This window comes from Pseudomonas sp. MDT1-85, assembly GCF_054898065.1.
Genome location: NZ_CM142715.1, coordinates 4,770,432 through 4,783,027, shown reverse-complemented (window position 1 = coordinate 4,783,027; position 12,596 = coordinate 4,770,432). Strand labels below are relative to the sequence as shown.

Genomic DNA, 12,596 nt, shown 5'->3' with positions numbered 1-12,596 from the left:
GAGCGAGAAGCCAAACGCAACATCATCACCAGCCTGGTGACCGGTATTGCGGCCATGAGCAACCCGAACGGTGCGGCTACCGCGAATAACGCGGCTACGGCGAACGTCGATAACAACTGGTTGGCGACGCAGCAGTACGTTCAGGCAAAGAAAGAAATTGATGCTGAACCTAATCCGCTTAAGAAACTGGCGATCGCTCTAAAGTGGCAGATCACTTCTCTACGGCAGGATGTATTGACCGGTTCGGGGATCCTCAAAGGCTTCACGGACGGGATGGCTGGCGCGGGTTTAGGAACCTTGGATAGCGCCGTCATGTTCATGAGTGACCCGGTGCAGAGTTGGGAGGCCGCCAAGGCGTTCGTATCCTCCGATGAGGCCAAGGCGATTTTGGGTAACGCAATCGCCGATGCGTTCAAGTCTCAAATGGACCAAATTGGAAAAGCGGTCGTCGAAGGCGGCGATGCAAACGCAGAAAATCTTGGCAACCAAATGGGGCAGGCATTGGCGCTTGTCGTACAGCTCATGATTGGCGGGGGGAGCAGCTCCGCCAACAGCGCGCTGACCCTTTCGAGAATGGGGATTGACGTTTCGGTCAACACCGTCAAAAAAATCGGCGCATCGGTTGACATCAACGTTGTCAAAACTCAAATCAACAAACTGCAAGATCTGATGCCGGATTCGGATGTGCCGGTGCTTGATCCGACGAAGCCGGTAACGCCACCGAAGACCACAGTCCCGTCAGATTTCATCGACATCCTATCGGATGAGTCGAAGAAGCATATTTTGTATGGCGATGGGCCAGGGAGCGGTGGTCACCTTTGGCCGGGGCAACCCGGAAAAACAGTTTTTCCGGAAAGCTGGTCCGCAGATAAGGTAATTCATGAAGTGGGTGATATTGTGACTTCGCCAGATACGAAGTGGTATGCCCAGACAGGAACGGGCGGTTTGTACACAAAAAATGGCGATCCAGCGAAGTGGGTTGCTTACGAGGTGCGAGATGGGGTTCGTATGCGTGTTGTCTATCAACCCGCGATAAGCAATGTCGTAACTGCATTTCCTGATGACGCACCTATACCACCCTATAAATCGATTAAGTAGGCTGCTATGTACTCGCAACGGATATTAAAGTTAGGTGCTAAGTTTGAAGGGCGTTTGGATGCGGTGTTTCTTGAGGGGGCATTGGACTATGTTAAATATAATGAAGAGAGCTTGGCCTTAGAGATTCTTTGTGAACATATTTGTGAATATGATGTGGCTTTGGCTGTTGATGAGCTTAAAGAGATTCAGCAGTTAGCATTAGATATGGGGTTTGAAGTCGGAAATTCTCCTTTTAAATATTTACAGGCACTGACGAAGACGGAAGATTAAGGTTTTAAAAATAGAAAGGCACATGGGCAAATTCTAGAGGATAAACGGGGCAGTCCCTGGGGGTAAACGGGGACAGACCACGTTTTTATGGTAAACGGGGACAGACCACGTTTTTATTGGGAATGGTAGTCTGTCGCCGTTTCTCGCAGTGATATCCTGATCAACGACGACTGGGTCGGACAGCCCGCGGGTAAATTTACCCCGCAGGAATGGCGTCTTGTACTGGAGCAGTGGGGATATTTCCTTGGACTGCCCGAATCCTTGGAAACAGTAGTTACTGTAAAACTGCCGTAGAAAAAATCCAAACGCATCAGATCTTACTTATTCGCATATCGGGAAATGGGCGACCAACAGGTCGCCCTTTTTCATTCACTCCGCAGCCTGTGCCCGCAACCGTCTACCAATCACATCCATCAAATCACAACCATCGCGCAACGGAATGGCCAGCAGTTTCGAAAAGTCGGAAAGCACAACCGTATCGCAACCAATCTCGGCGCGAAACGCGATGTTTTCCAGTACCTGAGTAACGGCGCGGATGCGGTAGTCAGCCATGGCGTGCAGAACATCGAGTGGAGCTTGGGTGTCGATCAGCAGAGATGCCGGGATCAAGTCGATTCCGGTGAGGGGCATGTATCTATCCATCGGTGGAGCCTCGTTTAGTTTATTGAGAGTGCCAACAAATCGTCGCCAAACGAAGAGGGTGGCAGCTGTACGCAGGTTGGCGAACCGGAAACGAGTAACCGGCAGACCCGAAGGTCTCCCGCGCACAACTGCCATAAAAAGCAGTTTTGCGGATGCAGAGGCGCCTGCAAATAAGCAGACAGCTCTCGCACTCGTTAGTCAGGTCGCCAAACCCGGTCGCCATGTGGACGACGGGCGGACTATAAGCTTCATCGTTCCGACGGTGCAAGGCGTCTGATTCCGAGGTTTGCGTAGGACTTTGTCCGCACAGGCAATCGCCCGCATGACATTCGTCAAATCCCACACCAAGGCCGATCTGCTGGACAACAGGTCCGCAGGGATTGATAGCACGGGCGACCTGACGATCGCCGCCACGACGGTTAACAACGTCATGGATGTGTTGGAGTACACCGAGCATGAGAAAAGTGTCGCGACCATCACTGAGTTGCCCTGCGAACAGATCGCCGGTGGCTGTGACAGCCGTGGCGGTGGCCGCAGAAACGGCTTGTGGGAGATCGCTGAAACCGATCGTTTGAAGATCACGCTTCATTCGCAAGCCTCCACGATCAACAGCGGCGCGGACCTGACGATTAACGCCGGCGAAGTGAACAACACCAGCAGCAGCGTGACGGCCGCCGGGGATTTAACGATCACGGCGTCGACGATCAACAACAAGGGTGTGCAAGAGCAGGAAATCGAATCCACCCGACGATTCGTCAGCTGGGTCAACGAAACCGCTTCGGCCATTAGAATGGCCGACCTCTTCACCCAACGAAACAACCCGACACCTTCGGCCACCGTCGAACAGGACATGAGCAACTTTCTGGCCTGGATGGGCGAAACACTGCCGACCAGCAGCCGCGTCATCAGCGGCGAATCTCTGGATGCCATCATCCAGGCGGGCGGAAACGTCACCCTCGATGCCGCCCAGAACATCAACAACAGCGTGGTTCGCCCCTACTATGCCTATGTGGCGGCGGGTCGTACCCAAACCGACACCGGCGCGGGCAGTGGCTACTCGACGCGAATCCAGATCAACCAGCAACTCGCCCCCGATCTGGCCCAGCAACAAGTCAACCCGTTGGCGCTGCCCGGCTTCAGCCTGCCCACCAGCCAGAACGGCCTGTTCCGTCTGAGCCAGGAAGGCAGCACCCACCCAACCGGCACCGGCCCGCAAAGCTGGACGCTTACCGGCGGCAAAGTCACCGCCGGTGCATCGTCTACGCCGGTCACCATCAACCGCGTGCAAGGCCTGCCGAACAGCGCCGGCAAATCCCAGCCGCACAAATACCTGATCGAAACCAACCCGGTACTCACCGACCTCAAGCAATTCATGAGTTCGGACTACCTGCTGTCCGGTCTGGGCTACAACCCCGACCAAAGCGCCAAGCGTTTGGGCGATGGTCTCTACGAACAACGCCTCATCCAGCAAGCCGTGGTCGCCCGTACCGGCCAACGCTTCATCGACGGCCAGACCTCGGACGAAGCGCTCTACAAGTACCTGATGAACAACGCCATCGCCAGCAAGAGCCAACTCAACCTGAGCCTCGGCGTGACCCTCACTTCACAGCAAGTCGCGGCCCTGACCCACGACATCGTCTGGCTCGAAGAGCATGAAGTGAACGGCGAAAAAGTCCTGGTGCCGGTGCTGTACCTGGCCAACGCCAACAACCGCCTGGCCGCCAACGGCGCGCTGATCCAGGGCAGCGACGTAACCCTCATCGCCGGCAAAGACCTGAACAACGCCGGCACCCTGCGCGCCAGCCAGAACCTTGATGCGACGGCCAAGAATGATCTGGTCAGCAGCGGGTTGCTGGAGGCGGGGGAGCAGTTGAAGGTGCTGGCCACCAATAACCTGACCAACAAGGCGGGGGGGATTATTGCCGGGCGGGACGTGACGCTCACCGCCACCCGTGGCGACGTGATCAACGAACGCACCGTCACCACCCACGAAAGTGGTACGGGTTACACCAACGAACGCACGGACTTCGTCAACAGCGCCGCCCGCATCGAAGCCGCCAACGCGCTGACCCTCAACGCCGGGCGCGACGTCAACAACACCGGCGGCGTGCTGAAAAGCGGTGCCGATACCACGATCAGCGCCGGTCGTGACGTCAACATCGTATCCGCCGAACAGATCGTCAACCACGAAGTCGGCACACACCGCGATCAAACCATCACCCAATATGGTTCAGACGTGGATGTGGGGCGGGACCTGAAGGTCAATGCCGGCCGAGATCTCACCGTTATCGCCAGTCAGATCGACGCCAAACGTGACGTCAGCATGAACGCAGTCGGTGACCTGACACTGGCCTCTGCGGCGGATGAACAGCACTCCTTCAGCCAAAACAAAAAGTTCACCAGTCAGGAAGACCATGTCAGTCAGGTGTCTACGACTGTTAATGCAGGGGGCAGCATTACCCTCAGCGCGGGTAAGGACTTGGGGCTGATCGCCAGCCGGGTGAGTGCCGGGGACGAGGCGTATCTGGTTGCCGGTGGTGATCTGTCTTTGGGGGCGGCTCAAGACGAAGACTACAGTTTCTACAGCAAGACCAAGAAAAGTTCGTCGGGTAAAAAGAGCCTCCTTCAGGAGACTTCCAGTACGATGAACATTGGCAGTGCGGTCACTTCTCAGGGCAAGAGCGTCCTGGTGGCTGGTAAAGACTTGCTGATCGAAGGCAGCAACGTGGTTTCCGAGACCAGCAGCGTCGGTCTGGGTGCTGGCAATGATGTGAAAATTGTGGCCGTCACCGATTCATCAAGTGCTCGCCATGAGAGCAGCTCCAGCAAAAGCAGCTGGGGTGGTTTGAAATCGAGCAAAGTCCAAGACAACGTTTCGGAGACTCAAACCACTGCAGTGGGTAGCCTGATCTCGGGTAACACCGTTGCGGTGAGCGCCAAGCGCGATGTCGACATCACAGGCTCGGCCGTGGTCAGCACTGAGGATCTGACAGTGCGCGCGGGGCGTGACTTGACAATCAACGCTGCCGAAAACACCTTCACCCGCACCGAAGTGCATAAGGAGAAGAACCGCGATTTTACTGGTGTACTGACGGCCAACAATCTTGGTGTCGATGACATCACTGGCAACCAGCACCTGTCGGTTGGTGGCCAAAAACACAATGGCACGATGTCGCAAACCACGCTGACCGGTAGCACCATTGGCTCAAGTGCGGGCAATGTCAGCCTCGTCGCGGGAGGTGATCTGGATGTTATCGCCAGCGATCTGTTCAGCATCAAAAACATGACCCTAATGGGGTCGAATGTCACCATCGCGGCAGGCATGGAAAGCTCGAACCAAAGCACCACAGACAAAAGCAACAACTTGGGTGTGGGACGAGTTCTCGGTGGTGCGATCATCGACACCGTCAACACCATTCGCACAGCCGTCAAGACGGCCAATGATGCTGAAGATCCACGACTCAAAGCCGTGAAGTTGGCACAAGCCGCATTGGCGGCCTACAACTTGGGCGGCATGGGTTCCCAGGCCGACGACGCGACCACGGCTTATAAAGACAAACAGGGTAGTTCCGCCAGTAATGGCTCGTTGATAAAAATCGGCACCGAGCTTGCCAATACCCACAACAAAAGCACGAGTGAATACAACAGTCAGACAGCCAAGCAAAGCACGGTCAACGCGGGGACCGGCCTCACCATCATTGCAAATGGCAGCGCGGCAGGCTCTCAGGGTGACATTCACGTCATTGGCAGTAGCCTGAGTACGGGCGGCACCGCTGTATTGGATGCCAAACACAACGTTGTTCTGGAGAGCGCCCAAAACACTGCTGAATGGGCCAATAACAACTCCAGCAACAAAACTGCCATCGGTGCCAGTTTCAACATTGGCCAACAAAACGGCTTTACCCTGGATCTCGGTGCTTCGGGCGCGAAAGGTACCGGGAGCGGCAGCTCGATCACCCAAGTTAACACCACGCTGAATGCGGGAACGCTGGTGCTACGTAGTGGTGGCGATACCACATTGGCGGGGGCTCAGGTTAACGCTGACAGCATCAATGCGAAGATTGAAGGGAACCTCAACATCATTTCCCGCCAGGATGTTGAAACCCAGGAAAACAAACAGAGCAGCGGCGGATTCGGTGCAAGCATTTGTATCCCGCCTTTTTGTTATGGCACGCCGGTGACGGCTTCCGGAAGCCTGGCCTTCGGCAACATGGACAGTGAGTATCGAGCGGTCACGGAGCAGACTGGCCTGTTTGCCGGGGCGGGTGGTTACAACCTGGATGTTGGCAAAAATACGACCTTGCAAGGCGGCGTGATCGCCAGCGACGCCTCCGCTGATAAAAACGTGCTGAGCACTGATCGTCTGATCGTCAGCGACATAAAAAATGTCAGTGAGATCAGCGCGCAATCGGGAGGCGTGAGTGTTTCCAGTAGCTATGGCGGTGGGGCTGCAAGCGCTTCAGTAGGTGGATTGTACGGTGTCGCACTTACAGACTCGGATAAAAGCAAAACCCGCAGCGCGGTCAGTGAAGGCACGATCATCGTGCGCAACCCTGAAGGCGCCAACGATCTCGTGGGGTTGAACCGGGACACAGCGAACGCCAATCAGCAACTCGACAAGCCCGACACGGAGGCAATGAAAGAGCGCGTCGAGCTTGTAAAAAGCGCCATCGAGCTGACCAAGGGCATCAGTGACGCCATTGCTGCCGCGAAGATGAAAGAAGCCGAGGACCCGAACAGCGAGACCTCGAAGGTTGCGATTCAGAAACTGAAAGATCAAGGGTTCGTCAATCCGACGGCCGAACAGATCAGCCAGCAAATTCAGCGTGACTACGGCATGGGCAGCAGTTTCCAAAAGGCCGCTCAGGCCGTGACTTCGATCGTGCAAGGCGTGCTCAGTGGCAACATCGCCGGCGCTTTTGCCGGGGCCGCTGCGCCATACGTTGCTCAGGCCATCAGAGATGCAACTGAGGGAGATAAAACGGCCAATCTGATGGCTCACGCCGTGTTGGGGGCGCTGGTTGCCAAAGCTAATGGTGGCTCAGCCCTTGCGGGTGCGGTGGGTGCTGTTGCTGCGGAAGAGATTGCTCGGATCATCAAGGAAGAACTCTACGGTGACATGAGTAACGACAGGCTGACCGCCGAGCAGAAACAGACCATTTCTAGTTTGGCTACGCTGGTTGCTGGCATTGGCGGTGCGTTCACGGGGACTGATTCGCTGGATGCCGTTACGGCGGCTCTTGTTGGGAAAAATGCGGTAGAAAATAACGGGCTTAGTGCCCAAGACGTGAGTAATTGGGCTAGAGAGCTGATAGCCGCAAATAAGAAAGGCGAATCTACAGAGGGGATCTGGGAAAAGTACAAGGGGCTGAGCGCGCAAAAACGTGCAGAAATGCTTGCGGACTGCGCCGGCACTGGCGGCGTTTGCACAATCTACTATCAATCTGACTTGGATATGGGAATCACCGCTGCGGACGGCGTCAGTGCGCTTACCTGGTTTTTTGATCTGTCGTCTGAGGAAGCTGGTCGGATTCGTCAGTACGTCACTGATGAAAATCAGAATGATATGGCGTTACTGTATGACGCCTTGCCGACATGGGAAAAGGTTGCACTAGTAGGGAAGGATACGATCGAGGTTCTGGGCGCCGGCGGCCTAGCGTCCAGAAGCAAGACATCTGTGGCTGCGGTGGTAGGCAAGAATCGAGGGAGTCCGATTCCTGTTGCTCACCCAACTGTCGCTTCCAACGGGCTGACGTATCAATCAAATTCCAAACATACTCTTGGTCAGATAGGTAATCGTCCCAACGCGGGTATCGAACCACAAAACTCGCTAGATTTATTTGGACAGTCCATCAAAAGTCCCATCACCTATCCAAACAAAGTTGTTACCTTCGCTAAGGATGAAAATGGTAATGTTCACCGATTTGAGGGTACCAATGGCATTTTTCACTGGAATGGCAGTACAGGTGATGCTAAGAATCCTCTAGGAGCGAACTATGTTCCCTCTGAGGTTCAGAAAGCTTTGGGAGTGAAACTTAGATGATTTACGGCGAACCATTTGATTTCGCAATACAGTTTGATGTGGTTGATTGCTGGACTGATCCGGATGGCTATTGGCTGAATGGAATGTTCTGCATGTTCGTTGATGGTCGGCGCATGGTAGAGGCAGTCGAGGTGACAGAGCTTAAAGTTGCCGTTAACTTCTATGCCAAAATGGAGTTCGATCGTGTTATAGATGGGGATCCCGAAATTACGGCAGAAGATCTTTTTAAAACCGCACATGATTATTTTTTTTGCGGAGGGGCTCACTTGATTTCAAGCGTGCAGGACCTGACATGTACATATCTGAGTGACTGTGGTTGCTTTATTTACTTCCAGCAATTGACAAATAGTGATCGTCTTGTCTGGAGTTGTGATTTTGGAAAGACCGTGCATGAGAAAATAATGTCTGTGGGTACTGTAATTAATGTGGTTAAAGGTATTGGGGAGTTGTGAGTGTAAGGTGTTAGGAATGAGAGTCGGACGAATTTATCTCCTGAGAGTGGTGGCCAGAAAATAAATCTGTCCTCTTTAAAGTCTTAGTGCTACAAGTCCAAGAGTCAGAGCTAATGGGATGTTGTTCGTTTTAATCTGAAAGTAGATGAGTTTGGTGTTGCCCGATGTGGTTGTTCATGGTGATGGGGGCGCAACTTGGATTACTTTAATGCTCATAAAAACGATATTCATCTGTCCTGTATGCATGTATCCCGATCTTGATGAAGCACCCTATGATAGTTTTGGATGTGCTTCATACAATATCTGCCCGTGTTGCGGTACGGAGTTTGGTTATGATGATTCCTCAGTTACGCATCTTGCTTTACGTCAGAAATGGAAGGAGAACGGTATGAGGTGGTGGAGTGGGAATCAATGTCCCCCGCAGGGGTGGAGTGCAGAGCTACAATTGAAAGGTATGCGCTCGGCGGAAGAGTGAGCATATAAAAAAATTGGTAAAAATAATAAAGAAAGGGGGCGAATTTTTTTGGTTTCGGGTGTGCTGGCCAGAAAATAAAGTTGTCAATTTTTTCTGCTGATAGGTCTGCCTCTGGCTAGTTCAGTATTTATGATTCGCCGTTTTGAAAAATATTTTCTCATCAGCCGAATATACGTTTATAAGGACTTTCCTACGTGAAGAGAAGCACGCTGTTAACTCTGACCCTGATTCTGGCATTACCAGGTTGCCATTCCAACGTCAGGGACTCTTCTCCCAGCCTACTGAAGGACGGTATCCAACTGCGCCAGAACAAGGTGACAGTCGATGCGCAACACGCCAAGGTCATCATGAAAGCATCAGGTAACACTTCCCCAGTAGAGTTCTCGATCCGCCGCGCAGCGGATCCTGACCAGCGTATGGAGGTGCTTGGAACCGTTGTGGATTCAGGCCAGGGGAAGGTGTTCGGCTGGATTGCCAAACTCAACGAAGCAGCCAACAGCGCTACCCTTAAACGCTTCCCACAGCTGGAAGTACAGGCCGATGCCGATCAGCCGTTCCAGGTGTCGGGTTATTCGAAGGGTGGGGGAGTCGGGAATACTTATAGCTGCGGTCCGCTCAAAACCACTTTCACACCGGAAAGAAGCAAGGTCTATTTGGTGGAGTTTCAATTTGTTGGTAGTCGTTGTGAGCAGCATATCTACGATATAACGCAGCCTCAGGAACGCATTCCCGTGACGAGCGTGCCTTCAGCGTAAGGCTCATTTATTTGTATTCCCTATGTAAATCGGGCGGCCCATAGGTCGCCCGTTTTTCATTCACTCCGCTGCTTGCGCCCTTAACCTTCGACCAATCACGTCCATCAAATCACAGCCATCACGCAACGGTATGGTCAGCAGTTTTGAACAGTTGGAAAGTACAACCGTGTCGCAACCGATCTCGGCGCGAAAGGCGATGTTTTCCAGTACCTGAGTGACGGTGCGGATTCGGTAGTCGGCCATGGCTTGCAGGACGTCGTTCCAGCGGTGCAAGGTGCCAGATTCCGAGGTTGATGTAGGGCGTTTGCCGTAGTTGCAGTTAGGCAATTGGATGCACCTACAGAACACCACGCAACCTTGTGGGAGCGAGCCTGCTCGCGAAAGCGGTGTATCAGTCGACATCTATGTTAAATGTTAGTCAGTCATCGCGAGCAGGCTCGCTCCCACAGGGGATTTGTGGTGTTGGCGGATGTTGTGTTCAACCCGATCCAATGCCCGCGATGGCTGCGGCCTATCCCCCATGGCAGCAACTGCCCGGTGCCTTGTCCTCATACCGATCGTGATGCCTCACCCAATCCATGATTTCCTCTTCATTACGCCCCTTTGGCGTGAGGTCCAGATAGTTGTAGGCGCCGACCAGCAGGTCCAGGCCTCGGGCATAGGTGGAATAGGTATGGAAAATATCCCCCGCTTCATTGCGATAAAACACGCTGAGGCCAGGAAGTTCTTCTTCAACTCCGTCGGATTTTTCGTAGTTGTAGGTAGCTTTTCCGGCGGCGACGTCTTCGGCTCGGGCCGATACGCCAAAGTCATAGTTGAAGTCGCAGCCTTCGGACGAGACCCAGTCGAATTTCCAGCCCATGCGCTGTTTGAAGGGTTGGAATTCGGCGAAGGGGGCGTGGGAAACCGCGACCACGGCCACGTCATGGTGGGCCAGGTGTTGGTTGGCGCCGTCAATGTGGTCGGACAAGAACGAGCAACCGGGGCAGCCTTCGTCCCAACCAGCAGCGAACATGAAGTGATAGATGATCAATTGGCTGCGGCCGCCGAACAGGTCGGCCAGGCTCAGTTCGCCGTGGGGGCCCTGGAAGCGGTAGGGTTTGTCGATTTTCACCCAGGGCAGGGCGCGGCGTTCGGCGCTGAGTTTGTCTCGCTCCTTGGTGAAGGCTTTTTCGTGGGCCAGGTGTTGTTTGCGGGCGGCGAGCCATTCTTCTCGGGACACGACCGGATGATTCTGAATGTTCATGGTGATTTCTCCTGCATGCTTTGGCGAAAGTCGATTCGCGCTGCGGGTTAAACCTTCTTACACAGCCTAGTCGTTTGGTCTGTGCCCTATTCGACATACCGCCGGTCGGTAGGGCGAAATACCTCGGCTGAACGGCTGCTCACCGCGTCGGTCACAACTGATGAAGGCCATTTCACTCGCGGGCATTGGAGGTTGAATCAGGATGACGACTTATAACTGGGATTTGATTGAACGCTTGCTGCATGAAGTGCAGAACGGCGCCGGCCACAGTTTCACTCCACGGCCTTATGCCGAGCAGTATGCGGCGGCGAAAGCCAACGCGGGCGAGCCGTTTGAGAATCTGGACCACTTGAAAACGGTGGCTGGCAAGTACGAAAAGTTACTGCTGCTGCGGGGTTATATCGAGCCTCGACCGGAGGATCAGGGTGGCAATGGCGAGAATTACATTTTAACGCCCCGGGGCTCGAGGTTGTTGAGCCTGATCGATAGCAGCATTCCGGGTAATGAGCATCCGCGGCAGGTGCTGGATGAACAGGAGGATGCGCTGGAGGAATTGACGTTTGATGAAGTGGCGTCGAAGGCGCAGATTGCTTGATACCGTAAAAAGCTTCGCGGGCAAGCCTCGCTCCTACGGGTTTTGTGTTGTTCACAAAATGTGTGAACAACGCTTACCAGTAGGAGCGAGGCTTGCCCGCGAAGCTTTTTTTTATTCCTGCCGCGCCGCTTTCAGGCATTGCAAATCAGTGAAATCCTTGCGCACGCCTTCAATCTTCTTCAGCAACTGTTGACGCTGAACCGGCGTGCTCTCGGCCATCACGTCCACCAGCAACGCCCGAGCCTGGGCTTCGGTGTTGGCGTAGGCCTCGCGGTAAGCCGGCGTCCACAAGCTCTCGCGATTCACCAGAAGCGTCTCGATTCGTTGTGGGAATTCTGGACTCTGCCGTTGCGCAACCGCCGCGCTGAATTGCTGTTGCCAATGGGCGCGGTTGGCAATCCATTGTTTGTTCTGATCACCCAAGGCATTCGACCAAGCCACTACCCGTTGCTGTTGGTTCGGGCTTAGCGGTCCGAGCCAGACATTCAGGCGTTTCTCCATGCGCTTGCTCCGCTCGCTGATCTGTTGTTCCAGAGACGGTTTGAGGTAGGCCTCCTGGCGTTTGCGCTGGTCCTTGGCGAAGGCATCGTTCATTTCCGCGACTTGCTTGTCATCAAGGCCCTGCAACAACTCGATGGCCGATGGGGTGATCTGCCGGGCGGTTTCGGCGATGGCCTGTTTGGCTTCCTGGGTGCGGGTTTGCAGCGCGGCGTCGGTGATTTGGTTGGCCTCGACCATGGCCTGTAAGCGATCCAGCCAGTCGAGGTAACCAGGCAATTGCGTAGTGCAGTGCCAGCTCAGGTGTTCTTTGAGGCGCTCGTTGAACCAGTCTTTTTGCTCGTGGTTCATTTCCAGATAGTCGTTCAGCGTCCAGGGAATGATCACGTCGAGGTTGCGGTAAGCTAGGCCCACGCGGCTGCACGCGGCGACGGTAAGGCTGAGGGTGAGGATGACGCCGATCTGTTTCAACCAGTGCGACATGACGAGTCCTTGCGAAGACCTGGTTTCTTATTGGGTTCT

Annotated in this window: 8 protein-coding genes and 2 pseudogenes; 6 read left to right on the top strand and 4 right to left on the bottom strand. The window is 54.3% G+C overall.

Translation table 11 applies throughout. The features are described from left to right. Positions 1-744 precede the first annotated feature (744 nt). Together ACYZT2_RS21610 and ACYZT2_RS21605 are read left to right on the top strand one after the other, a co-directional pair. Positions 745-1,098, top strand: a pseudogene (locus ACYZT2_RS21610) (EndoU domain-containing protein); the annotation flags it as partial. A gap of 6 nt (positions 1,099-1,104) precedes the next feature. Further along, positions 1,105-1,368, top strand: coding sequence for a MafI family immunity protein (locus tag ACYZT2_RS21605; protein WP_253555085.1), 264 nt, complete (start codon positions 1,105-1,107; stop codon positions 1,366-1,368). A 369-nt stretch (positions 1,369-1,737) separates the two neighbouring features. Here the strand turns inward: ACYZT2_RS21605 and ACYZT2_RS21600 are convergent, their stop codons facing one another. Then, positions 1,738-2,010: a hypothetical protein gene (locus tag ACYZT2_RS21600; protein ID WP_461967183.1), complete on the bottom strand. Its 273-nt coding sequence runs from the start codon at positions 2,008-2,010 to the stop codon at positions 1,738-1,740. A gap of 346 nt (positions 2,011-2,356) precedes the next feature. On the opposite strand from ACYZT2_RS21600, the pseudogene ACYZT2_RS21595 reads away from it, so the two are divergent. From ACYZT2_RS21595 to ACYZT2_RS21585, 3 genes and pseudogenes are all read left to right on the top strand, one after another. Next, positions 2,357-8,053 (top strand): annotated as a pseudogene (locus ACYZT2_RS21595) (hemagglutinin repeat-containing protein); the annotation flags it as partial. Next, positions 8,050-8,505 (top strand): Imm42 family immunity protein, encoded by a 456-nt coding sequence (locus ACYZT2_RS21590; protein ID WP_461967181.1) that lies wholly within the window; start codon positions 8,050-8,052, stop codon positions 8,503-8,505. The pseudogene ACYZT2_RS21595 and the gene ACYZT2_RS21590, both read left to right, overlap by 4 nt. A 669-nt stretch (positions 8,506-9,174) precedes the next feature. Next, complete coding sequence (locus ACYZT2_RS21585; protein WP_461967179.1) at positions 9,175-9,735, top strand: hypothetical protein; 561 nt, start codon at positions 9,175-9,177, stop codon at positions 9,733-9,735. Positions 9,736-9,795: 60 nt separating this feature from the next. On the opposite strand, the gene ACYZT2_RS21580 is transcribed toward ACYZT2_RS21585, so the two are convergent. Both ACYZT2_RS21580 and ACYZT2_RS21575 read right to left on the bottom strand, forming a co-directional pair. Next, the gene (locus ACYZT2_RS21580) at positions 9,796-10,008 is read right to left on the bottom strand and encodes a hypothetical protein (RefSeq protein WP_461973210.1); all 213 of its coding nucleotides are present in this window, start codon (positions 10,006-10,008) and stop codon (positions 9,796-9,798) included. A 238-nt stretch (positions 10,009-10,246) separates the two neighbouring features. Then, positions 10,247-10,981 carry a DUF899 domain-containing protein gene (locus ACYZT2_RS21575; RefSeq protein WP_461967177.1) on the bottom strand — a complete coding sequence of 245 codons (735 nt, stop codon included), beginning with the start codon at positions 10,979-10,981 and terminating at the stop codon, positions 10,247-10,249. 202 nt (positions 10,982-11,183) lie between these two features. On the opposite strand from ACYZT2_RS21575, the gene ACYZT2_RS21570 reads away from it, so the two are divergent. Further along, positions 11,184-11,576, top strand: coding sequence for a transcriptional regulator (locus tag ACYZT2_RS21570; RefSeq protein ID WP_461967175.1), 393 nt, complete (start codon positions 11,184-11,186; stop codon positions 11,574-11,576). Between the two features lie 111 nt (positions 11,577-11,687). On the opposite strand, the gene ACYZT2_RS21565 is transcribed toward ACYZT2_RS21570, so the two are convergent. Beyond that, positions 11,688-12,557, bottom strand: coding sequence for a DUF6279 family lipoprotein (locus tag ACYZT2_RS21565; RefSeq protein WP_461967173.1), 870 nt, complete (start codon positions 12,555-12,557; stop codon positions 11,688-11,690). Positions 12,558-12,596: the final 39 nt, after the last annotated feature.